At 34.7% G+C, this 22,729-nt stretch carries 24 protein-coding genes and 1 pseudogene; 6 read left to right on the forward strand and 19 right to left on the reverse strand.

The window, feature by feature from the left end:
- Window positions 1–263: 263 nt before the first annotated feature.
- The gene (locus HWV59_RS00215; protein WP_268921734.1) at window positions 264–692 is read right to left on the reverse strand and encodes a thymidine kinase; all 429 of its coding nucleotides are present in this window, start codon (window positions 690–692) and stop codon (window positions 264–266) included.
- Window positions 693–853: 161 nt separating this feature from the next.
- Complete coding sequence (locus HWV59_RS00220; protein ID WP_102230415.1) at window positions 854–1,423, reverse strand: thymidine kinase; 570 nt, start codon at window positions 1,421–1,423, stop codon at window positions 854–856.
- Window positions 1,424–1,883: 460 nt separating this feature from the next.
- On the opposite strand from HWV59_RS00220, the gene HWV59_RS00225 reads away from it, so the two are divergent.
- Both HWV59_RS00225 and HWV59_RS00230 read left to right on the forward strand, forming a co-directional pair.
- Complete coding sequence (locus HWV59_RS00225; RefSeq protein WP_175637789.1) at window positions 1,884–2,663, forward strand: TetR/AcrR family transcriptional regulator; 780 nt, start codon at window positions 1,884–1,886, stop codon at window positions 2,661–2,663.
- Between the two features lie 98 nt (window positions 2,664–2,761).
- Window positions 2,762–3,703 carry an alpha/beta fold hydrolase gene (locus HWV59_RS00230; protein WP_175637790.1) on the forward strand — a complete coding sequence of 314 codons (942 nt, stop codon included), beginning with the start codon at window positions 2,762–2,764 and terminating at the stop codon, window positions 3,701–3,703.
- Between the two features lie 263 nt (window positions 3,704–3,966).
- Here HWV59_RS00230 and HWV59_RS00235 read toward each other — a convergent pair whose 3' ends face one another.
- From HWV59_RS00235 to HWV59_RS00270, 8 genes are all read right to left on the reverse strand, one after another.
- Window positions 3,967–4,821 (reverse strand): hypothetical protein, encoded by an 855-nt coding sequence (locus HWV59_RS00235; protein ID WP_102230418.1) that lies wholly within the window; start codon window positions 4,819–4,821, stop codon window positions 3,967–3,969.
- 18 nt (window positions 4,822–4,839) lie between these two features.
- On the reverse strand, window positions 4,840–7,257 hold the full coding sequence (locus HWV59_RS00240) for a heavy metal translocating P-type ATPase (protein ID WP_175637791.1): 2,418 nt from the start codon (window positions 7,255–7,257) through the stop codon (window positions 4,840–4,842).
- Window positions 7,258–7,350: 93 nt separating this feature from the next.
- A complete protein-coding gene (copZ, locus tag HWV59_RS00245) occupies window positions 7,351–7,557 on the reverse strand; it encodes a copper chaperone CopZ (protein WP_175637792.1) in 207 nt (68 codons plus the stop codon).
- Window positions 7,558–7,571: 14 nt separating this feature from the next.
- Window positions 7,572–7,910, reverse strand: coding sequence for a metal-sensing transcriptional repressor (locus HWV59_RS00250; RefSeq protein ID WP_102230421.1), 339 nt, complete (start codon window positions 7,908–7,910; stop codon window positions 7,572–7,574).
- Window positions 7,911–8,138: 228 nt separating this feature from the next.
- Complete coding sequence (locus HWV59_RS00255; RefSeq protein WP_175637793.1) at window positions 8,139–9,461, reverse strand: MFS transporter; 1,323 nt, start codon at window positions 9,459–9,461, stop codon at window positions 8,139–8,141.
- A 526-nt stretch (window positions 9,462–9,987) separates the two neighbouring features.
- A complete protein-coding gene (locus HWV59_RS00260; RefSeq protein WP_175637794.1) occupies window positions 9,988–10,971 on the reverse strand; it encodes an alpha/beta fold hydrolase in 984 nt (327 codons plus the stop codon).
- 79 nt (window positions 10,972–11,050) lie between these two features.
- On the reverse strand, window positions 11,051–11,635 hold the full coding sequence (locus tag HWV59_RS00265) for an LOG family protein (RefSeq protein ID WP_175637795.1): 585 nt from the start codon (window positions 11,633–11,635) through the stop codon (window positions 11,051–11,053).
- 68 nt (window positions 11,636–11,703) lie between these two features.
- On the reverse strand, window positions 11,704–12,048 hold the full coding sequence (locus HWV59_RS00270; RefSeq protein WP_102230424.1) for a DUF4260 domain-containing protein: 345 nt from the start codon (window positions 12,046–12,048) through the stop codon (window positions 11,704–11,706).
- Window positions 12,049–12,262: 214 nt separating this feature from the next.
- On the opposite strand from HWV59_RS00270, the gene HWV59_RS00275 reads away from it, so the two are divergent.
- Window positions 12,263–13,021, forward strand: a complete 759-nt coding sequence (locus tag HWV59_RS00275; protein WP_175637796.1) for a carbon-nitrogen hydrolase family protein — start codon at window positions 12,263–12,265, stop codon at window positions 13,019–13,021.
- A gap of 436 nt (window positions 13,022–13,457) precedes the next feature.
- Here HWV59_RS00275 and HWV59_RS00280 read toward each other — a convergent pair whose 3' ends face one another.
- Window positions 13,458–14,279 (reverse strand): PaaX family transcriptional regulator C-terminal domain-containing protein, encoded by an 822-nt coding sequence (locus tag HWV59_RS00280; protein ID WP_175637797.1) that lies wholly within the window; start codon window positions 14,277–14,279, stop codon window positions 13,458–13,460.
- Between the two features lie 171 nt (window positions 14,280–14,450).
- On the opposite strand from HWV59_RS00280, the pseudogene HWV59_RS00285 reads away from it, so the two are divergent.
- Window positions 14,451–15,128 (forward strand): annotated as a pseudogene (locus HWV59_RS00285) (thiamine pyrophosphate-dependent enzyme); the annotation flags it as partial.
- Between the two features lie 125 nt (window positions 15,129–15,253).
- On the forward strand, window positions 15,254–15,478 hold the full coding sequence (locus HWV59_RS00290; protein WP_075983135.1) for a DUF2651 family protein: 225 nt from the start codon (window positions 15,254–15,256) through the stop codon (window positions 15,476–15,478).
- Between the two features lie 369 nt (window positions 15,479–15,847).
- On the opposite strand, the gene HWV59_RS00295 is transcribed toward HWV59_RS00290, so the two are convergent.
- The 8 genes from HWV59_RS00295 to HWV59_RS00330 form a co-directional block, all read right to left on the reverse strand.
- Window positions 15,848–16,108 (reverse strand): GNAT family N-acetyltransferase, encoded by a 261-nt coding sequence (locus HWV59_RS00295; RefSeq protein WP_175637799.1) that lies wholly within the window; start codon window positions 16,106–16,108, stop codon window positions 15,848–15,850.
- A 125-nt stretch (window positions 16,109–16,233) separates the two neighbouring features.
- The gene (locus HWV59_RS00300; protein WP_175637800.1) at window positions 16,234–17,226 is read right to left on the reverse strand and encodes a phosphotransferase; all 993 of its coding nucleotides are present in this window, start codon (window positions 17,224–17,226) and stop codon (window positions 16,234–16,236) included.
- A 254-nt stretch (window positions 17,227–17,480) separates the two neighbouring features.
- Complete coding sequence (locus HWV59_RS00305; protein ID WP_217708430.1) at window positions 17,481–17,858, reverse strand: GNAT family N-acetyltransferase; 378 nt, start codon at window positions 17,856–17,858, stop codon at window positions 17,481–17,483.
- A gap of 157 nt (window positions 17,859–18,015) precedes the next feature.
- The gene (locus HWV59_RS00310; RefSeq protein ID WP_175637801.1) at window positions 18,016–18,798 is read right to left on the reverse strand and encodes a CPBP family intramembrane glutamic endopeptidase; all 783 of its coding nucleotides are present in this window, start codon (window positions 18,796–18,798) and stop codon (window positions 18,016–18,018) included.
- Complete coding sequence (locus tag HWV59_RS00315) at window positions 18,779–18,985, reverse strand: hypothetical protein (RefSeq protein WP_175637802.1); 207 nt, start codon at window positions 18,983–18,985, stop codon at window positions 18,779–18,781. Before HWV59_RS00315 ends, HWV59_RS00310 begins: the two co-directional genes overlap by 20 nt.
- Window positions 18,986–19,193: 208 nt before the next feature.
- Entirely contained in the window at window positions 19,194–20,129 is a 936-nt protein-coding gene (locus HWV59_RS00320) for an alpha/beta fold hydrolase (protein ID WP_235991787.1), read from the reverse strand.
- Between the two features lie 126 nt (window positions 20,130–20,255).
- Window positions 20,256–20,897, reverse strand: coding sequence for a FusB/FusC family EF-G-binding protein (locus tag HWV59_RS00325; RefSeq protein WP_328824158.1), 642 nt, complete (start codon window positions 20,895–20,897; stop codon window positions 20,256–20,258).
- A gap of 32 nt (window positions 20,898–20,929) precedes the next feature.
- Entirely contained in the window at window positions 20,930–21,772 is an 843-nt protein-coding gene (locus HWV59_RS00330; protein ID WP_235991641.1) for a pentapeptide repeat-containing protein, read from the reverse strand.
- Between the two features lie 193 nt (window positions 21,773–21,965).
- Between HWV59_RS00330 and HWV59_RS00335 the strand changes: the two genes are divergently transcribed.
- On the forward strand, window positions 21,966–22,574 hold the full coding sequence (locus tag HWV59_RS00335; RefSeq protein ID WP_175637805.1) for a TetR/AcrR family transcriptional regulator: 609 nt from the start codon (window positions 21,966–21,968) through the stop codon (window positions 22,572–22,574).
- Window positions 22,575–22,729: the final 155 nt, after the last annotated feature.

Here is a 22,729-nt window from a genome sequence, read left to right on the forward strand (position 1 = left end):
AAAAATGATAAATTTTGTAAATGGTTATTTACAATCCGGAGAATGAATTACCAAAAAGAAGAAATAATAGGTTTCTTTTGCCCTATAGGAAGGTATGGGTAATAAGTATTTTTGTCATTTCCGAGATATACTAGGACATTTTTATTGTATTTTGATCAATTGTATATTTACATTATTTTTACAGTGAACTTACAAATTTACAGAAGAAGCGACACGTTTAGAAATACAAAAAACCTATGCCTCTCTCCAAGGCATAGGTTTTTTTAGAAATTAGCTCCACTATTTACTTTTTTAAAGGTTTTCACAGGTGCACCAGGCACTTCATGATGATGTCTGCATCTTGGCTCATAAGATTCAGAGGCACCTACTAAAATAATAGGATCATCATATGATGCCGGTTGCCCATTAATTAATCTCTGCGTACGGCTTGCAGGTGAACCACAAACTGAGCATACTGCCTGCAGCTTTGTTACAGACTCTGCAAGTGACATAAGCTTCGGAACAATACTAAATGGCTCACCGCGAAAATCCTGGTCTAACCCCGCCGCAATGACACGGTATCCTTGATTCGCTAATAAAGTAAGAACATCAGCAATGTTATCGTCAAAAAACTGCACTTCATCAATTTTGTTCACCAATATTTCGTCTACAATACTGTCTACGAAATAGTAGTTACTAGTTAATATATTCATTCGATTGGCTGAATTATAAAGAAAAACATTTTAAGAAGGTAGTGTTGAAATGTGATCCAAATTTTCAGAAAACAATGTATATTATAATGGATAAAGACACTTAAAACATAACTGTGGTCAAAAATAAAAAATAAAAGCCGCCCCACCTTATTTTGTTAAGATTATAAAGGAGGATTAGAATAACACTTTCTGCAAACAGGATAATATGACTCATTGCCACCAATCTTTATTTGTTCACCTGTGTACACAGGTTTTCCATTTTCAACTCTAAGTGCCATTATCGCTTTTCGTTCGCAAAACCAACAAATTGTTTTCATTTCTTCGATTTTGTCAGCATATAACAGCATATACTTACTACCTTCAAAGAGTTCATTTTGAAAATCATTTTTCAGCCCAAAACCCATGACTGGAATGTCTAGTTCATCTACAATCTTTGCGAGTTGAAGAATATGTTCTTTTTTCAAAAACTGACATTCATCTACTAAAATACACGCTGGCTTAAATTCATTTTCTATTACAATTGAATATATATTTGTCTCATCATGAATAGGAATAGCTTCTCGTCTAAGCCCAATTCTTGAAGAGACAATACCAACCTCATCACGAGTATCGACAGCCGATGTAAATATTAAAACATGTTTATTTTGTTCTTCATAATTATGGGCAACTTTAAGGATTTCAATTGATTTCCCACTATTCATTGCTCCGTATTTAAAGAATAACTGTGCCAATTATCTCTTCTCCTTACTTAATGTTTTACACAAACACATTTCTATATTATAGATGGTATTAGAATAAAATTATAGTCCGAGTTAATATCCCTCATGATTTTCAACAGTTAGAAGGAAATTACAAGCTACTATTGAGGAACGAATATTTGAACATAAATAAAAAAGTCCCTACTTGTGCGATAGGGTTTAATGGAAATTAGCTGCTTTAGATTATATTTTAAGATTCTTTTGTACTCATATATTTGTAGATCGACAAGCACTAAACTCCTTCTATAATTTTTAGATATATCTTATAATCCAGGTCAGCTTTCTCTTTATTACATTCGTTACAACAGGAAATTTCAAAACCGCAATTTTCCAACCATATATTTCATAAAACTATTGACATTTAAAGCATAATGAATTTACAATATGAACATACCCACCGGTATTCTGATGTAACAAATGGAGGTAGAAATAAATGAAACCGCACGATAGAATTTTGGCTGCTTCTAAAGAGTTAGCCACTAAGAATCCTGCAGACAAAATAACATTTGCCCACATTGCAGAAATAGCTAAAGTTCATTGGACTACTGTAAGGAGATACTTTGGCAGTAAGGAGGGAATGCGGCGAAGATTAGTCGATTTTCAGGAACCTAACCAAAATCACCACTTAGATACGCGCACTAACATATTGGATTCAGCAGGTAAAGTATTTGGAGAACTTGGTTACGAAGGGGCAACACTTGATTTAATTGCCGAAGATGCAGGATTAACCAAAGGAGCTGTATACTGGCACTTTTCCAGTAAAGGAGATTTGTTTATTGAGTTAATAAATAAGAGCCTAACTAATTTATTAGTGGAACTTCCTTCCCAATTAGAAAAGGTATTTAAGTCTTCAAGTCCCGAACAAGCAATAAACAGATTGCTTAAGAGCCAGTTTCAAGCTTGTGAAGAAGATAAAAGCCAACAACCTACCTTGTTTTTTGAATTTATTTCTAGAAGGCGTGATTCTGAAGTTAGAGAAAAGTTAGATGTAGTTTTTGCAAAATTGTTTGCAGGAACTGAAGTAATTTTAGAGGATCTCCAGAAAAGAAAGATGATTTCAGAAAAAGTGGATGCAAGTTCATTATCTGTAACTCTCCACGGCTTAATAAATGGGATGGTTCTTATGTGGATGGTATCTCCAAGCTCTGTACCGCTCACTCAAATGGCTGACTCTATATCCAAAATAATATGGGACGGAATAAACCCAAAATAAAGCCCGTTGAAAAACCGGGTATTTTTTTGAACATAACATACTTTTCAGTATGTTAATGGAGTACTTTACAGTAGGTGAGGAGAATGAGGAGGAAGAATATGTTTATCATTGCTATTGTAACTGTCCTTATAGGAATGGTTACTTTATACTTTTACAACCAAAATCAATTTAAGAAGGCTGAATTGGCATATCCTCCTAATGGAGATTTTGTTGAAGTAGATGGTATCAAACTTCACTATTTGAGTAAAGGGAACGGAAAACCGGTTGTGTTCTTGCATGGAGGCGTGCTTTCAAGTGAGGATTTTTCCGATGTAATAGAGCTTGCAGCCCAAGAGGGATATAAGGCAATCGCATTTGACCGCCCTGGGTACGGGCATAGCGAAAGGCCCACCAACGAAAAAGTCACTCCTATTACACAAGCTAAGTTAATTCATAAAGCATTAAAAAAGCTGAATATAACGGATCCAATTATCCTTGTGGGTCATTCTTGGAGCGGAACTATGATTATGTCTTATGCACTTCAATTTCCTAATGATGTTGAAGGTCTTGTTACCTTGGGAGGAGCAATGTATAAAGAAGGATACCCTGCTGAAAATGGAGATGCCCTTTCAGAATTAGTAACGACTCCTATTTTGGGTGATTTAATTATGAATACCCTATTAGCAACACCATTAGGTAAGTCAATGGGTAAAGAAACAACTAAAGCAACGTTTTCACCGGAGACACCTCCAGCTGGTTACGAGGAAAAACTACTAGCTTTATGGGGTAGACCCACTCAATTTAAAGCTAATAGAGAGGATACTTTAGCTTTTCCGATAACATCCAAGCAAATTAGTTCACAGTATAAGGAAATAGAAGTTCCAACTATTATAGTTGTAGGGGAAAATGACCCTTTTGGAACTATCAAAATGGCTGAAAGACTTCAAAAGGACCTTCCTAATTCTAAAATGGTCAGATTGCCCAATGTTGGTCACATGATTCCTGAAAATCACCCTGAGAAGGTATTGGATGCAATAGAGCTATTAACTGTAATGAAGTAACAATAAAATTATATCTAGTAATTTGTTAAATTAGTAAAAATACCTTCCAACAATGAGATGATGGAGGGTATTTCCACCTACATTTGTGTATTATATCATGGCGTTGTTTGTGAATATCGGAAAATATTTCCTAGTAAACATAATGGGTACCATATTAACACTGTATAGAACCTAATATTAGAGTAATTAATCTTCTTAAGTAGTACATCATCAAAATATTCTTCTTAATTAGATTCTTTAAGATCACTACAACTCCTAGCAACCTATGATTTTACTTCTACAATAAATGGGTAGACTGTAACATTCCCGTTTTCCTGAAATTCTGCCCATATTTTATAAATTCCTGGCTTTGAAAATTGCGTTTCGAAAACTGGTGTATCACCATCTAATGGATGTACGTGAAGATATTCATCTGCTTGTTCATCTAGAATCACAACGTGGCCTAATGCTCCTAAATATGATTCCAATTTGGCTCCGTGAACATCGAATGTCAAGGTAACCGGCTCATTCACGACTAATGATGTGGGTGTCATCGTTACTTTGTTTCCATTTACTGTTTTTTCTAGAGTTTGATCGATCTTCAAAGAGCTATGACTATGCTCTCCCGTGTCAGGATTTCCTACAGTAAATAAAATCGCTTGAACTTCATAATTTAGATCCTTTGGTTTAATATCAACGAATGCCTTATACGTACCTTCTTTTAGTGGACTTTCCACTTTAAATTGTCCTGGTGTAGTTTCTTCCGGGTGTAGATGGAAGTATTGGTCTAAGTGATCATCCACTACGATCAAGTGAAGAAGCTTTTCATGGCTTACTTCTAAATCTGTTACAGGATTTCCAGCAAGGTCTTCAAGTCTTACTGTTAATGATTGATTTTCTTCTTTTACGGTTACCTTTACTTCACTTTCTATACTAGTTTGTTGACCATGCTCATGTAATTCATCTCCAGAATGTGAGTCATGGGCTTTCCCAGCCTCTTTTTCTCCACTAGTTGAAGCAGTGTGCTCCTCAGTATGAGCGTCTAATTTTTCATCTACTCCGAAAACAGCTTCATAGGCAAAGTACCCAACAATGACAATAGCTAAATACAGAAAAGCTGAAATGATCCACTTTTTCATAGGACGTTCTCCTTTTATCTATAGTTTAACTCTTTGTAATCTAAGTGCATTCAGGACAACAGATACAGAACTAAACGCCATGGCCGCTCCTGCTAACCAAGGTGCTAGGAAGCCTAGTGCTGCAACTGGAATCCCAAGTGCATTGTAAGCAAATGCCCAAAATAGGTTTTGTTTAATATTACGAATGGTCTTTTTACTCATAAAGATCGCATCGGCAATGCTATTTAAGTCTCCACGAATAAGGGTAATGTCCGCAGCTTCCATTGCAATATCTGTTCCCGTACCGATTGCCATTCCAATATCAGCGATCGCTAAAGCAGGTGCATCATTAATCCCATCTCCAACCATTGCAACAATTTTTCCTTGTTCTTGTAGCTTTTTCACTTCCTCTGCTTTTCCTTCTGGAAGGACTTCCGCTACAACTGAGTCAATACCAGCTTCTTTTGCAATCGCTTTGGCTGTACGCTCATTATCCCCTGTAATCATCACAACATTTAGCCCCATGTCTTTTAGACGCTTTACCGCTTCTTTTGACGTTTCTTTAATTGTATCGGCTACTGCGACTATACCTGCATATTGATTATCGATCGCAATGAGCATCGCTGTTTTTCCTTTTTCCTCAAGCTGTTCCATTGTACGGAGTGCCGGCTCAATCTTGATGCTATATTGTTGCATTAATTTCCTTGTGCCCGCTAAAATGACTTGGCCATTTACTTTTGCCTTTATTCCATACCCAGGAATTGCTTCAAACTCATAAACCTCAGTAAGTTCGACATTTCTTTCCTTAATTCCAGCTACAATAGCCTCAGCGAGTGGGTGCTCAGATTGTTTTTCAGCTGTTCCGACAAGTTGTAAAAATTGATTTTCGTCCACTCCCTGCTCAACTAAAACGTCCGTTAAAACTGGAGTACCGTTCGTCACAGTCCCTGTTTTATCTAAAAGAATCGTTGTTAAACGGTGTGTCATCTCAAGGTGTTCTCCACCTTTAAATAATACTCCAAACTCTGCTGCTCTTCCTGATCCAGCCATAATGGAAGTAGGAGTAGCTAAACCTAATGCACATGGGCATGCGATGACAAGAACAGCAATTAATTTTTCTAGTGCTTCAGCAAAGTCTCCAGGTGCTACCCAGATGAACCAAACGAAGAATGTAAGAACCGCTATACCCACTACGATCGGGACAAAAACACCTGAGATTTGATCGGCCAAACGTTGAATTGGTGCTTTTGATCCTTGTGCCTCTTCCACCACTTTAATTATTTGCGCAAGTGCTGTGTCACGTCCGACCTTTGTTGCTTTCACCTTTAGGAATCCATTTTTGTTAATGGTGGAACCAATGACTATGTCACCGACTGTTTTATCAACAGGAACACTTTCACCCGTTAACATGGATTCGTCTAAAGCAGAGCGACCTTCAATGATTTCACCATCTACCGGAACCTTTTCTCCTGGTTTTACAAGGAGAAAATCACCAACAACTACATCCTCTAATGCAACCTCTTGTTCAACTCCATTACGTACAACTGTTGCCGTTTTTGCCTGAAGACCCATTAATTTTTTAATCGCTTCAGAAGAGCGACCTTTTGCTCGAACTTCAAATAATTTCCCTAAAATAATTAATGTAATAAGAACGGCGCTAGTTTCATAATACAATTCCACCATGTGACTTCCACTACCAATTGATACAATTGATAGGTATAAGCTATAGAAGTAGGCAGCAGAGGTACCTAAGGCAACTAGTACATCCATGTTTGCACTTTTGTTTCGTAAGGCTTTAAAAGCTCCAACATAAAATTGTTTTCCAACAATAAATTGAATAGGAGTAGCGAGTGCCAGCTGTACCCAAGGGTTCATAAACATATCTGGAAGGTAAATAAAAGATGTAAAGCTAAAGTGACTAACCATTGCCCACAAAAGTGGAGCTGATAAAATAAGTGAAAAGAGGAATTTTCCTTGTTGTGTTTCTAATTCTTTTGCCTTCATATCTACAAGGTCTTCTTTTGGATCATCTTTTAAAGTTGCTTTGTAACCAAGCTTTTCAACACGTTGTAACATATCGTTTAGACCTGTTTGTGATGGATTGTATTCAACGGTTGCACTTTCTAACGCTAGATTTACATTCGCTTTTGTAACACCCTCTATTTTATTTAAACCTTTTTCTATTCTTGTCGCACAAGCAGCACATGTCATGCCAATAATATTTAGCTCAACTTTTTCCTCGACTACGTCATATCCTAAATCATTTATTTTCTTTTTAAATTCATCTATTTGAACAACATTTGGATTGTATTTGATGGATGTCCTTTCTAGAGCGAAGTTTACATTCGCGTCTTCTACACCTTCTACTTTTTTAAGCCCCTTTTCAATTCGGACCGCACATGAAGCACACGTCATACCTGTTATCGGAAGAACTGCTTCTTTAAGTTCCTGAGTCATCTTCTTAACCTCCCATACCCAGTGATGGTATATTTTTTTCAAAAGGAAACGTGCATATCATTAAGCACGTTTCCTTCAGTATCAAATTTTAACTTAAACTACATCATAACCTTGATCATCAATTGTTTCTTTAATCTCATCTAAAGAGACAACTGTTGAATCAAATGCTACATCCACTTTTCCTTCAGATAAGTGGACTTTCACTTCTGATACGCCATTTAATTTTCCTAATTTTCCTTCTATAGAATTGACACAGTGACCACATGACATTCCATTTACAGTCAAGGTTACTTTCTCCATACTTATCTCTCCCTTTATTTTTTCATTAATCGTTGAATCGTAACTAGAAGTTCGTCGACTACCTCTAAATCACCATCTTGTATTCTTTCTGTTACACAACTTCTTAAATGATGATCTAATAATTCTTTGGAAAAGCTATTTAATGCTGATTGGACCGCTGAAATTTGTGTAATGACATCATCACAATACGTATCTTTTTCAATCATACCCTTAATACCACGAATCTGACCTTCAATTCTGTTTAAGCGGGTAACCAAGGACTTCTTCACTTTTTCTGAGTGATGACTTACCTTTTCAGAATGATTGGAGCAGCAATTCTCACTTTCAATCAATTCTTCCTGTTTTTCAACCATATTCATAACCTCCTTACGAATATAATTTACCATACCCCCCTACCCTATGTAAAGTATTGATTGGAAAATAATTTTCTGTTTTTTTACATCAGAGAATTCACTTATTATTAAGAATGTTTCTTTCACCTCGCAGTTCATCATTTTGTAACAATTAAATTCCCCCTTTATTCTTAGGAGACGCATAGGCTTTCATTTCACTATCGATGGTTGTTTGAACATAAACACTTCTTATTTTTTTAAATTCATAAACAATAACAACGCTAAGCCTGAAACAATCATCAATACTATAAATACATAGGCAAAACCGCTTGCAATAGAAGATAAAATGATGCCAGCAATTGTTGGTCCTATAGTCGAACCTAAGGATCTAAATAAACTTAGCAGCCCAACTGCTGAACCTGCTTCTTCCATTGAAGTTCCCTGTATCACTAGGATGTTTAGTGGTGCACCAATAATAATCCCAATTCCAAAACCAGTTATAGCAGCAGAAACAAGTAGCAATGAATAGGTAATCGGAAAGATGAAAGAAAGTGAACCGATTAATGTGATTGCAAACCCTAGAAACAATATGTTTCTTGCTCCCCACTTTGTAACCAAATACCCACCTATCAAGGAAGCAGCCATAGAAGCAATTGCAAGTGGAGCCACTCCATAAGACGATTTTGCCTTCGTTACATCAAAGTTTGTTTCTATATATAACGGTAAAAGATTCATTGTTGATGCCATTATAAAACCGGACATCAGTGATAAGCTTAAAATAATTAACACATATTTTGATTTGAAGTAATTCAGTTTGATGATAGGATCTTGTGAATGCTTTTCTGTTTTAATGAAAAATGGGACAATTAGTAAACCAATGATAAGTATTAGGACATTTTTCGATGTAATACCTAGCATAAAAGAAAGGATAATCCCTGTTATTAAGATAATGCCTAAATAATCGATTGGTTTCTTACTAATTGTTTGTGGCAATTTCATCACACTCATTGAAAAAACAACCAAGATTGAAATAGGTACGTTGATTAAGAAGATCCATTGCCATGCATAGTTTTGAATGATATATCCTCCTACAATAGGCCCCATAATACTTCCTAAGCCAAATACTACACCAATCCATCCCATTGCTTTCGCACGTTCTTCAACTGGATAACTTACAGTAATGTAAGCAGCAGTAATCGGGAATATACCCCCTGTACCTATTGCCTGAATACTCCTTCCTATTAAAAAGGTCAAAAAGTTAGGAGCGACAGCTGATAGTAATGAACCTAATCCAAATAACAGAATACCAGTCATGAAAATTCGCTTTCTACCAAATCGATCAGAGAATTTACCCATTAAGGGTATACTAACTGCAAAAAGCAAGGTATAAATCGTGAAACTCCATACCCCCCATGAAGTATTGATGCCAAATGTACTAACAATCGAGCTTAATGCGGGGCCGACAATTCCGTGGTCTAGGGCCCCCATAAAGATTCCAGTAAGAAAAATACTTAACACAAGTGATTTCTGCTTACTTTGCATTTGTAATTTGTTTTCTAGTAGTGCTTCCATAACCTTTAACCTCCAATATATAACAAGGAAATAATTGCTATATTCATTAAACACTATCCCCCCCCGTAATGTATGTAAAGGAAATGTTTTATATTTTATTCCAACTTAAATTTAGATAAAGTTCTCCCCTGAACACAAGCATACATAATCTCTTTCAACCTCTAAATTATCGCAGTTCTCCTTCTGAACGCCAGATGCTGCATTAGGCTCCATTTATTGCATAAATATAATAATAATGATGCATGGACTGCTACTCTGGTACTAGAAAAAGGTATGTCTCATTAGCCAGATTTTCATTGAGAATCGCCTAGGTTTCAGTTGTAAAATAGAGTGTATCAGTACCAAGTAGTTATTTATAAGATAGGTAAGAGTTTGAAGTTATCGCTCTCCTACCGATTCTTAGATCTCACTTAATGTAAAGACTGTCTTATCAAAAGCTACATCCAGTTTTCCTTAAGATAAGTGAATCTACACTTCAAATGAAATGAATCCTTCTAACTGAGAACCGTCGCTCCTGGGTCTTGCTTTATTCAGTTCCAATGTAGTCCTCAATAAAATCATTAATTTGTTTACTCATATCCTGAGATTTTGTCCAGTGTAAATAATGATGTCCATCCAAGATGATGAGTTCGCTAGAATCTTGATTACGTAATTGGTCTTGATAAAATGTGACATTTGATTTTCCTTCTTCACTTACCTTGTCTTCCTTTGTCGTGAACATCATAATAGGTATGTTTGGAGGAAATGACATATCCTTTGTCTTCTTGATATTATTGCTTAATTCTTGTGCTTCTTCTATAACATTAGAATTGTATGCCTTCCAAGCAGAAAGCTTCTCAGTCATCTGTAAATTTTCTTCAGAATAAGTCCCTTCATCTGCGATTGGAAGAAAATTATCAGGAATGACATTTACCGCAACTCTTGCGATTCCCATTGGGGCGACAAGTTTCAAAAATCCTGGTAAACTTGGTGCAGCTTCTTGAAAGTATTCTGTTGCCATCGGTAAAGTGCTATCAATTCCAATAATAGCTTCTACCTCATCAGGGTATTTATTTACGTAATACATGCTATAAATTCCCGAAACGGAGTGAGGCATTAAGATATAAGGCCCATTGATATTGCTTTCCTTAAGAGCTGCTCTGATTTCCTCCGTAATGTTCTCAACTGTTCGTTCCTTCTTTGTTACGTCGCTCCAGCCATAACCAAAGGGCTCTATGACTACAACTTTATTATTTTTTGCCATTTCATTCATCAACGGTTCGAAATCTAGCGCAGGAGCTGTCGTACCTAATCCACTTAATAGGACAACGGTATGTTCACCCTCCCCTTCTGTATACACGTGCATTTTCTTCCCATCAACCTCAACTAACTGCCCAATTGCAGAGTACTTCTTTTGCTCAAATTTAGTCATCACCTGATGGTATACAATCCATAGTAGAAAGATAGATAATAAGATTAAAAATACATTTCTAACAATTCTCCAAAATTTATACTTTTTTTTCCCTTTCATTATTTCACTTCTCTCTTATTAATTTTGTGTCATAGGATGGTTCTTTAGGCGATATGTCAGATTTATATCATAAAAGCAATTAATTTATCACTTTTGAAGTAGAATACGTTTTTATTGAAAGTGGCTCAAACTGGTAAAGTTCTTTTAATAAAGCTTCTGGCTTGTTTTCTATAATCGCGAAAGACCTGAATCTTTCATGTAAAAACTTTTGTTCAATCATATGGTCAAGCAAATCAAGTAATGGATTAAAATAATCTTTGACGTTAAGAAGCCCACAAGGCTTTTGATGCAATCCAATTTGCGCCCATGTGAAAATTTCAAAAAATTCCTCCATTGTTCCAGGACCGCCGGGTAAAACAATAAAGCCATCAGCTAACTCTGACATTCGCGCCTTTCTTTCATGCATAGTCTCTACGATATATAATTGGGATAACAGTTTATGCGAGATTTCCCTCTCTTCCAAAAACTTAGGAATTACCCCGATGACCTCTCCACCATTATGTAAAACTGAATCAGCTAATGTGCCCATTATTCCTACACTAGCCCCTCCATAAACCAATGTGATTCCCCTTACTGCTAGTTCTTTTCCAAGTTCTGCTGCTATTTCTTTATATTCTTTTTGTACCCCATCACTCGACCCACAAAAAACAGCTACTCTCTTCATAATTTATTCTCCCTTCAAATATCCTTTAGATGTCCAAATGGACTCACCATTAATGGTTGTATTAAACCTTAAAACCTACCAAGATGTGTATCTTTAAATCCAGTGCTGTATTTTAATCCATAGCCTAAGAAGCGATCCATTCCAATATGGGCACTCCAAATCAAGCCAACCAATAAGAGGATATCAACTTTCATTAAAATTGACACTCCTATTAAAAGTAGAGGAATCGTATAAGTATGAAAAATGTTATAAATATATGCACCCATTTTATTATTCACTGCATATCCTACCATTCCTACATCAGGCCCAAGTAAAAAGATAATAAATACTATCCAACTAAATTCGTTTACATAATAAAATCCAATGGCAAGTAAAAATACAATGAACCCTTCTAAACGCATTATTTTACTCATTTTACTAACCTCCTATAAACTCCATATTTATTAGACTTATAAAAAGGGCAAAAAATACTTAGACAAAGAAACTTCTTTATATTATAATCGCCTTAACACTAACGAACGTTAGTACATTGATTATTATAATACTTCTTTTTTAAATTGCAACAAAAAAATACCAATTACTAGCAAGAAAATTTAAAAATTGAGGATAGGGAAGGAGCATTATATGATGGATGAGAAAAAGAATATAACTATTGCATTAGCACAAATTTCGGTAATGGACGGAGACCTCGATTACAACTTAAAGAAGCATTGTGCTGTCATTGAAGCTACAGGAAAACATCACAGTAATTATGTCATTTTTCCAGAACTATCTTTAACGGGGTACGAATTAGAGTGTTCAGATCAACTTGCATTCTCTATTGAAGATGAAATATTAATTCAAATTCGAAACTGCTGTATTACCAATAATATAAATGCTGTGGTTGGAGTTCCCGTTAGGTTTGGAAAAGATATAATGATTTGCAGTTTAATATTCTTTAAAGACGGTACTTTTGAACTTTATACCAAACATTTTTTATATCCTGGCGAGGAACAGTATTTTATTCCGGGGAATTTGGATCCTAAAATAATAGAGAAGAATGAAATATTTTCCTTTGCAATTTGCGCGGATACAAACAACCCAACACACAGAAGCAATGCTTACAGCACTAACACCTCGGTTTATATCACAAGCGCATTATTATCAGACAATGGTTATGCAAACGATACTAAGATACTTCAGCACACGGCAAAAAAGTATAGTATGACAGTCTTTATGGCAAATTATTGTGGTGAAACTGGCGGATATAAAGCTGCAGGGGGAAGCTGTGCATGGAATTCAAGTGGAGAACTAATTGGTAAAATGGACTCTAACATGGAAGGAATATTACTTATAGAATGTACAGATACCCGTGAATGGTCATTGGATAAGATAATTGCTTTTTAGTATAATGGAAAGCAAGAGAGTAAAAATGCTATATACGAAATTGACAAGTCGCCTCCATTATCGGTTGATGATCTCTATCGTCAAATGTAAGAGAACCTTACCAATTAAACATTCCCGTATTTAGCCAGTCTGCTCTTTAGAAACAAAACGCTTAAGGCGCAATCTCACCCCCGGCAAGCAAATGTTCTGTGTCAATAAAAGTCGTGAATATTGACTTCTTGACACTCATTTCTACTTCGAGGGGCTAGGTGCTGAAGCTAGACCTAAATACACCTCATTTAGAAATATCCACAGCAAAAAAGTTAATCATTGTACGCTAAACAACAAAAAATCGCTAATCCTTTGGATTAACGCACTATATACGTAAAGGACAATATCACACTCTTACTTTTGCTACCTTATTTTATTTTAACAGTTCATTAAGAAAGTACTGATCCTATAGATCCTTCTCTACAAAAATGTAATAGATAGACTCTTTAGGAATAATATTTGCTATCAACTTATATAACCTATTTAATTCTGATAATACCTTTGTACCTCCCCAGCTCCCCGGTAAAAATTCTGGTGGTAACATGGGATCAATATCCAACAGTTCATTTATTAATTTACCTATCTCTAAATAATAGCTAAATGCTATTAAATCATCCGGATGTTGATTATTTAGTAGCTTATTAATATCTGATTTACGTTCCATCTCAAACCGCTCAAATTTTTCTTTATATATATTATTCAGTTCTTCAATCTTCCATATTCCTAATGCTTTATTTGCTCCTTTCTCACCATCTTTGGAAATCTTATTTAATAGGAATTCATTACTTGCAAGAATCGTTACATAATCCTCAATTTCAAGTGTGTCGATAATATTAATTACATCTTTTGTTATATCCCAAGGGTAAACATACACACTTTTATTTAATTGCCCAAATCCAAATTGAATCAGTTTTCTCCTAAATATATCTCTTTTTTTCCTTAACGTTTCTGGTATTTCAATTAAAATGATGTACCATTTCCCATCCCAATGCTTGCTGTATAAATCCCTTTTAAAATATAAAGAACTGAGGACTTCTTTTCCTAATGGAGTAATTCGATAAATGGCACGATTTAATGAATCAATATATTTTTCCTTTTTTAATTTAGTTAATACATTTCTAATTATTTGTGGGGTATAGCCCATAGCTTCATATATTTTGATTAGCTTTTTACTTTCAATTTCTCCCACTTTAGAGAGTAAATATAGCAATTGCTTTTCAAGTGTCAAAAAACTCACCTCAATATTAATGATATAGAATGTCCATAGATTTTCAACTAATATTTTTAGTAATCGATCTATACATTCATAACTAATATTGACAGTGTTAGCCAGAATATTTATAATGTAAATATATACGACAGTATAAAATATACTTATAAAAGATGTTGGCTCTTTTGAATGAAAATCTACTACAAAATTGAAAAAGAATTTCAAGAATTTAGGGTTTTAGATGAAGAAGGAAATGTAATTGATGAGCTGAATTTTCCGAACTTACCAGATAATGATTTAGTTGAATTGATGAAAAGAATGCTTTATACAAGAACTCTTGATAAACAATCTATTTTGTTAAATCAACAAGGGAGACTTGGTTTTTATGCTCCAACATCTAGGCAAGAAGCATCAATGATAGGCAGTCAATTTGCACTTGAAAAAGAAAATTGGATACTACCGGGTTATCGAGATATTCCACAGTTATTCTTTCATGGTGTACCATTGCAAAATTTATTTCTTTGGTCCAGAGGACATTTTAAAGCTGGTCAATTTCCAGACGGTGTTAATGCGTTGCTTCCACAAATCATAATTGGTGCACAAATTATTCAAACTGCAGGTGTAGCACTTGGTTTAAAGAAAAAACATCAAAAGGCAGTTGCTGTAGGATATACGGGTGATGGTGGTTCCTCACAAGGCGACTTTTATGAAGGAATGAATTTCGCCGGAGCCTTTAATACCCCAGCAATCTTTTTTGTCCAAAATAATCAATTTGCGATCTCTACACCATTTTCAAAGCAAACTGCAGCTAAAACAATCCCACAAAAATCTGTTGCGGCTGGAATTAAGGGTATAAGAGTAGATGGATAAAGGCACCTTAGGTATATTTTGCACAAATTTTAAGGCACTTTTTGTAATCTTTGTTGCTTTTAGATAAAAATTAAGTAGGTTTTGTATAGAATGGTATAACCTATAAAGAGGTAATAGTAGATATGGAATTTTTTCTGGTATTATTAATATGTCCTATCATTGTTCTTGTAGCATCAATTATCGGTTTCATTTTGGTTAGAAGATGGTTTGTAATGCCACTATTAACATTAGTTGTGTTCACCATCTTAACTTTCTCTGTTTTCAATGAATCTTTCTTTATCTGGGTTGTAGTTTATACAATAATTTCGTTCATTGTCAGTTTAATTATGAGATTTATTAAGAAGTAACCTGGTTCTTCTTATTAGGAAAAAGATACCGTCAATAGACGGTCCTTTTTTTGCAATCCCCAAAGCATTGACAGTTATATGATTCAATTTTTGACACGCTGAAAGCATCTGCTCTACTCGTTTCTAAAAAAATATCTAAAACGGGAACACGAGATACTTGTTTATACGCTCTTATTCCTGGTGCAGGGAAAAAGTAACCTTGGTAAGAAGATGGAAAATTCATACGATCTATATAGTCAATGCAACATTTGATTTGGCTGTAGGACATTGGAACTAACCTGCTTCTTTTTTTGCTTAGTCCTATACCATTTCTATTAATAGACAGGTTATGCCCTCTACTTTATGAAGACACTACAAAATTAGTTTGCTTCAGTTTGGTACATCTAGTTTAAAAACAAGTTCTCCATACATATTTGCTTTCTTCTGACTTGTAAATCCTACTTTTTCATATATATGTATTGCTTGATTATTCTCTTTCTCAACAGTTAATGAGATGCTTTTACATGCGGGATGTGTCTTTTTTATGTAGTCTACTGTAATATGTAAAGAATCTTTTCCATAACCTTTTCCTTGGAACTTCTTATCAATTTGAAATCTTGTAATTTCTCTAATTAAAATGTTTCGTGTCATAATATCCCACTTTTTTTCTAATTCTCCTTAAGTTACATCATATCCGCACTATAATAACTAACGTTTGTTAGTATATAATACTATTATACCCCTTCTCCCAATAAATGTAATAAAATTCACCTGATTTATTGTATAATTTTATCTATTAATCTATCCTTGTTGTCGATTAGCCAAGCTTCACTTGCAAGTATCCAATCTACAATTCCAATCATCCAATTTTCACTATCAAGCCCTTTTACATATCTTGCCGTAAAGTAAACGAACATGGCAGCACGACGAAGTCTTATCAAAAAAGGAATATACAATAATTCATTTTCGGTTAAGAGGGTAACACTAACGTATCCTTTTGTCAGCATACCTATGTTGGTTAGACTTTGGTCCATTTCCCATAATGCTGTTGGTCCTCCGCCTAGCGCAATTGCCAAATCCATAGGATGTACATCATAACAACAAAATTCAAAGTCGATGATTCCAGTTATCTTTCCTTTGATAGACAATACATTGCCCGAGGTATAATCACCATGAATATACTGTTTTGCAAGCAGATGATAATAACTATTATCAATCTCCTTATCGAGTTGTTGAAAGATCTTATGTAGTTCGTGTTTTTTTGCAATAGAAGTTGGTAAATGATCAACAATTTTATCAATACCTTTAATTAAAGGATGAAATTGACGAAATTGATCATAGGTAGGATTTCTTCCCAAATCTTTATATACATCTTCACTTATTCTACTTAGTGCTTTATTTAACTCTCCTAATGCCTTTCCAGCTTCATAAGCTTGTTTAGCATCGCTTAAATCTGGATTAATCCCTTTTAACAAAGGCATTAAAATAGATATGGTTCCATTTTCAGATGACTGATATAAATAATCACCAATATGGTTCATTATAAAAGTGGGTACTTCAAAGGAAAGCTGACAATTACTTAGGTACTCCAGTATCAAATACTCACGTCTAACCTTGGTTATATCACTTTCACTCTCATAAATTCTTAAAATATACGAATTATCCTCTGTAATTATAGAGTATGTTTTATTCATAAAGCCTTGATTAATTTCCCTAATCTTTATAACCCTACCAATATCCCATGTATTGCAAATCAATTTTAAGTCCATATTAACTACTCCTGACGTAACGTAAACTATTTACCGAAACATTTTCTAATTAAACGTATAACTGTTTTTTTACTTAGATAGTTTTAAGGAATAACCTTGTGAGCATATAAATTAGAACTATAATACTTGAAATATTCTATGTGAAAAAGAGACCATCCAAGACGGTCTCCACTATTAGTTAAGATTTAAACAATAAAGTGGCTCGGTTTCTCCCCCAAATTCTACGACACGGCCAGTGTCTTTGAAACCCAGACTCATATTGCTCTGTCATTAGTTGGAACAAAACTTGTATAGATTTCACAAGAGAGCTTTCTCATTTCCTTGATTATTTCCAGCATGGCTAATCTTCCATAACCTTTTCCCTGGTATTTATAGTCGATCATTAACCTTGTATTAAAATACACATGTAAAATGAGAGAAAGTCCATACATCGAAAAACCTATCATCTCATTCACATTATTGTAGATTGCTTTCGTAACCCATTCAGGTTCAACCTTTGATTGTGCAATGGAAAAGACATTTGAAGCAACATTTTCCTCAAAAAGAGGATAACCTGTAGACTCCTGCGATTTTAACATTATACATTGAAAAAAGTTATTGCTATCTATATCTCGTAAGGTTATACCATTCATATTCTTTTCTCCTAAAATTGAAATCTAAGACACTTCGGTACACATTCTAACTGAAAATGATACTATGCTACTAGAAAGAAAAGTAAACTTTTAGTTAGTCTCTCCTATATATGTTCTGTTTGTTTTATCAGGTTAAAATGTTGCTTATGTTGTACTATCACGTGAACAACGAATGCCATACTACATGCAAAAATACATCCCCTAGCATATGGGCAATAATTGCATACTCTAGACCTTTTTTCCAAAATAAATAACCAAAGAAGACACCCATCAATCCATTTAATACTGTGGCACGAATAAATAATAAACTAGTAATCTCACCAAAGACAGTTGCAGTTGCTGGTAAATGCCCGAGCCCAAATAATAAGGTTGATACAAGGATCGCAATCCAGTAGATATATTTTGGAATAGGCCTAGACTGCTTCCGATAGGAAATGGAACAAATCCAAACAATTAAAGTTAGAAGGAAAAGACGTAATAATATTTCTTCAACAATACCACCATAAAACATAAGCAATCCTATTTTCCACAGACTTACATTCGGTACTAACTGGGTTACAAGATGAGGTTGAAATACCTTTACTTCTAGGACTGCAATGATTAATGTTCCTACTGCACTGCCTAAAATTGCAATCATTATCCATTTCAAAGACAAAGGAACTGTTTTATTTTTATATACTAAACCTCTTAGATAAGAAACATTAAAACCTACAGGTCTAGCAAGATGGAGGCCAATAGCTGAAGCAATTAACGTGTAGATTGTTACCTGAATGGCATTTATTATTGCAGCAATGGTAAAGGTGATATGATAGGTCTCAATCAATATATCTAGTAGCCCTATCTCCTTTTGATAAGGAATCATTACCACGGCAGCGAAAGCTCCTAAAAGTGTCAACAGTAATATTAATCTTCCATCCTTTTCAGTTAAGTCTTTTTTCATTCCTCTTTTTTCCTTTTTTAACAAATAATGTTATGGATACAATTAAACAAACAGCTCCAAGTACAGCATTTAATGCTACTTCCCAATCAGTACCAGTGTAGATATTTGAAATGCTCCCTGTAGCAAATAAAATCGTTAAAATTATCCAGAAAGCAACCTTAAATCTGTTATAAAGCACACTAAACATTTGAAAATTCTCCTTCTCCTACAATTATTTATGGCTGTTAGCATACTCTTAGAAAGAATTATCAACGTGTACACTCTCAAAAAATGTTATGTTTATTATGTAGGGTGGCTATTTACTTAATCTTACCTTCTCAAAGAGATAAAAATAGGAACATTTATAAATCAAATCACAGATCGTCATTTTTCTCAAAATGGCCTTTTTGTATCGATTAAACAGCCTCATTCTCTTTCAGTACCTTGTTAATCATAAAACTGTTAAATACATCTGGCTCTTCAAAACAAGCCATGTGCCCCGAATTTTCTAGAATCAAGATGTTCTTTCTTGGTGCTTTGACTTTTTGATAAAAAGTTTCAACTAGGTCATGGACAATTTTGTCGTGTCGCCCCATGACAAAGTAAACAGGTACATCTAATTCATATATACTCTCAGCTATATTATAGGAACATAATTCCTCCCACAAGTGTTGAGAAGTGAAAGAGAATCCTTTAAAGAAATTCAGTCGATCCCTCATGTTAAAATGAGAACTTAACAAGTAATGCATATTGATGAACATAGCATTTTTCTTGTAAGTAACTCCACCTATTTTTGTAAGATAGGTTCTCTGCTTTACCAGTCCATCAATTGATTTATATGAACCATTATTAGGCGCGCCTATTTGCTCTAATTCCACAATTGCCTTCTTGTCATTCACTTTGGTAGCATAATCAAAAGTGAATTTATAGGAGATTTCCTCTTCCAAAGGCCGATTAATCGGCTGGTTAATTCCCACATAAGCTGATATTACTTCCGGATATTTTTCTGCAAAAAGTACCCCTATTAAAGCTCCCATCGAGTGACCCATAATATAGACCTTCTTTTGATTGAAACGTTCTAGCAAATGTTGTACTAGCTCATATGCATCAAAGAGTAATTGCTGTACATTCATCGTTTGCGGGTCGACGTTTTTGTTATAGGACTTCCCACAACCTCGCTGATCCCAATTCACAACAAGAAAGTAATTCTCTAATTCTCTATTATACTTATGTTGTGCCCCTGTTTGGGGACTTCCTGGGCCACCATGAAAGAATAATAGAATTGGGTTTTCTATACTAGAACCACGAGCAACGTACCATTGTTCAACATTACCTAATGTAACCTTTTCCATTAATTTCAAAGAGAACACCAACTTTCTTCATTATTTAATTTTGTTTGTTTACCACAATATAGAGAAAACCCACACTGGTGCTTCACATGTCTTGAGTTCTAATCACTAGCTATTCCATACAATTCATCATTTAAGCAAATCCACAAAATTATTTAATTTGTCTAAAGAGGTCAGATTCTTATTGCATGATTGACTATCATGACATATATAATTTCCTCTTGTCTTAAAAGTTCCTTGTTCTTTTCCCTTTACTTTAGCAAGGAACATCCCAACCTCTTTATGACTATTACAAATGGAACAAACCCCTTTTTGATTCGATGGTGTAAATGAACCTTCTATGCCGATTAGCTTGCTATCACGATTAATGACGATATACCTTTTATTAGAAGTAGTATCTGTCCAACTTAGATAAGCTATCTCGCGTAAATCTATTTCAGCAAGCGAAGGTACCTTTAACTTCTTAGCCTTAGGAAATAGCTTCTTAATTCCCTGCTCTGATACTTTAAAAGGCATGACATAAGGCTTCAATTGTGATAAAAAGGCTTCTGCCTCTTCTTTATTATCAATCAAAGATATGGGTTGTAATAACTGTACTTGTTCCTCTTCTATTATAGGAAATAAAACTAAAACTCTTTCTAAAGTCATTGATTTCAAAGCACTCATCACACCATTATCAATAGCTGTAGCGTGACCATTAACAAGATTTTGTACTTGTCTTTTTATAAAATTAAATTGATCCGTGCGAATAAAAGATTTCAATTCTATCACTCCAATAATTTATTGAACTTGACCTAATTCACCTAAACTAACCAATGTAGTGGAGGAGAAACCAATTTGGGTAATTGGGTCATTTTATCACCCTTAGCTGCGTTCACTTGTGCCTGAGTTAGGAAGAAGCTTCCTGTCAAATTTGCACCACTTAAGTCGGCATCTCTTAAGTCTGAACCAAGAAAATCACACACTCTTAAATCAGCACCTCTAAGGTTAGCGGCAATCAAATAAGCCCCTCTAAAGCTAATACCTTTTAGGTTAGCTCTTTTAAGATTTGCACCGATTAAGTCAGTTGTCACTCCTTTACGCTCTAGGTATTTCCCGCTCTTTACTTTGGTTCGCACTAATTTGCTTACTTCTAGAAGCAAATTACTAACAATCATTCGATGCGCAGGCACATCAAATTCTAAGAGGGACGCTCGACTACCATGCGTAACCATTTCCGTTTCTTCGTATATCTGTTGCAATTTATTATATAAAGGGCGTGCTTCCTGTAAGTTTAAAGCCTCCTGTAAGTAATGGAGCATTTCATGAAGTTGCTGCATAATTGGAAATACCCGGAACATTTCATCAGCAATATTCGGAGAATCCCTCCAACTTACCCCTTGAAAGGATTCTTGAGAAACCTTTTGTCCTGCTCCATAGCATTCATATACCGTACACCCTTTAAAGCCACTAGTTCTAAGATTTTGGTGAATTTTACACCTATAATTCGATTTAAGGTGTATACAAGGAGTTCCGCCACATTTTTTCATAGCAAAATCGGCAGACTGCGAATAAGGCAACGCCACGCAACACAGAGCAAAGCAATTTTCACAATCTGCTTTTAATTTATGAGGCTTATTGTCTTTGTTTATGAGTTGCTCGGTCAACACTTACACTTCCTTCTATATTTACATAGGTTTGTAAATTTCCAGTAATAATCTTCTTTAAAACTAACTAACGTTAGTATATAATATTATTATATCCATTCATTAACAAATTGCAATATCTATTCAATATTTAGTATTGTGTATAAATAGAAATCTTTTAGATAAAAGAATGACTAAAATGAGGTGTAGAAGTATGACATTAAGCACAAAGGAAAGAATTTTTTATACATCATTGGACCTATTCTCCCGAAGAGGATATAGTGGAGTATCTATACGTGAAATTACTAGAGAAGTAGGGATTAAGGAGAGCTCCTTATATAATCACTATCGTAGTAAAGATGCTATACTGGAGGATATTTTTACCTTTTTTAGGGATGATTTCTCTAAAACGCTGCCACCAATTGAATTGTTAGATGATATTTTACAAAATAACTCAGTAGAGGAATTTTTAAAAGCAGGACACAGAAATTTCAAGAAGTATATGGAGAATGAAAACGGGCAAAAAATGTGGCGAATTCTCCAAGTAGAGCAATACCGTTCTCCTCTTGCAAGAGAAATAATTTTAAACGATTTATTCAAAACAACGATACAATTCCTTGAAATAGTTTTCACAAAATTAATAGACATGAAAAAAATCCGTCCACTCGATCCAAAAATGTTGGCAATAGAATATCAATATCCTGTTTTCTCCTTACTAACGGAATATAATATTCTAACATTTGATGGAAAGGATACCTCAGAAGTAGAATCCCTTTTAGACCAGCATATTGCTTTCTTTTTAGAAACAATATTAAAAACATAATTCCCTTAAAAAAGCACAGATGAAACGCGCGTCATCTGTGTTTCTTATGTATTTAATAGCCCTAAATTTCACCTTTTTGACAATTAAGACTAATTTGGTTTTAACACCAACTGATTTAAAAACGCTTTGCTAACTTCCCTGACTGTTATCAATCT

Origin of the sequence: Metabacillus schmidteae (genome assembly GCF_903166545.1) — a bacterium.
Taxonomy (GTDB): Bacteria; Bacillota; Bacilli; order Bacillales; family Bacillaceae; genus Metabacillus; species Metabacillus schmidteae.